Annotated in this window: 1 protein-coding gene; it reads right to left on the reverse strand. The window is 66.6% G+C overall.

Features of this window, described 5'->3' with window-relative positions; genetic code table 11:
* The coding region (locus tag OK17_RS09380) for an AMP-binding protein (protein ID WP_461417289.1) at nucleotides 1-709 on the reverse strand (709 nt) is incomplete at both ends.

Here is a 709-nt window from a genome sequence, read left to right on the forward strand (position 1 = left end):
CTTCGACGCCACGAACTCCATCACCTCGTCGGCGGTCAGCTCGGCCTCGGGCTGCCGCACGACGAACGCCTTCGGGATCTCCTCCCCCGACTCCGCATCGATCACACCGATGACCGCCGAGTCCGCGATCTTCTCGTGCGTCAGGAGCAGGGCCTCCAACTCGGCCGGCGGCACCTGGTAGCCCTTGTACTTGATGAGCTCCTTGAGCCGGTCGACGATGTAGACACACCCCGTCGGATCGACCTGCGCCATGTCACCGGTGTGCAGGAAGCCGTCGGCGTCGATCGTGTCGGCGGTGGCCTGCTCGTTGTTGAGGTAGCCGAGCATGACGTTCGGCCCCTTCACCCACAGCTCACCCGGCTCCGAGAGCCCTTCCTGCGGAAGCGAGATGTCCTCACCGGTGGCGGGATCGACGACCTTGTTCACCGTGTTCGGCACCGGCCAGCCCGTCGACGACAGCGGCGGATCCTCACATCCCAGCGTGGCCCGGGTGTCGAAGGGGATGATGTGCGACACCGGGGACAGTTCGCTCATGCCGTAGCCCTGCAGCATGTGCAGGTTCAGACGCTTGGCGACCGCCTGGCCCAGCTCGTCGTCGAGCGGAGCCGCGCCCGACATCATCGTGTGCAGCGACGACAGGTCGTAGTTGTCCACGATCGGGTGCTTGGCCAGGGCGACGGCGACCGGCGGCGCGATGTAGGCCATCGTC

The organism is Gordonia sp. GN26, from assembly GCF_054823965.1.